The organism is Arthrobacter sulfonylureivorans, assembly GCF_047607445.1.
Classification (GTDB): domain Bacteria; phylum Actinomycetota; class Actinomycetes; order Actinomycetales; family Micrococcaceae; genus Crystallibacter; species Crystallibacter sulfonylureivorans_A.
In genome coordinates this window covers 1-468 of record NZ_JBLKRT010000104.1, presented here as the reverse complement: position 1 = coordinate 468, position 468 = coordinate 1, and the positions used below count along the sequence as shown (strand labels likewise).

At 70.9% G+C, this 468-nt stretch carries 1 protein-coding gene; it reads right to left on the bottom strand.

The genetic code is table 11. The features are described from left to right. Positions 1 to 79: 79 nt before the first annotated feature. On the bottom strand, positions 80 to 468 hold a 389-nt coding region (locus ACMX2H_RS18985; RefSeq protein ID WP_414962840.1), incomplete at its 5' end, for an IclR family transcriptional regulator domain-containing protein.

The window sequence follows — 468 nt, the reverse complement described above, 5'->3', positions numbered from 1 at the left end:
ACCGGATCTGCTCCCGCAACCCTGGACGGCGCCGCCGTCCAGACCGGTGGATGGGACCACTTCGGCGGCTGATCGGCTGCTAGTCGTTGGTCTTGCGCAGGGCCTCGGTGAGTTGTGCGGCCGCGTTGCAGACCACTTCGGCATGCAGCCGTCCGGGTTGCCGGGTGAGCCGCTCGATCGGGCCTGAGATGGACACGGCGGCGATGACCCGGCCGGATGGTCCGCGGACCGGTGCCGAGACAGACGCCACGCCCGGCTCGCGTTCGCCCAGGCTTTGTCCCCAGCCGCGGCGGCGCACGCCGGCGAGGACGGTTGGCGTGAAGCGGGCGCCTTGCAGGCCCTCCAGCAGACGTTCGTGGTCTTCCCATGCCAGCAGGACCTGGGCGGCGGAGCCCGCCTTCATGGAGAGCTGCGTTCCCACCGGAATGGTGTCACGCAGGCCGATCGGCCGTTCGGCAGAGGCCACGC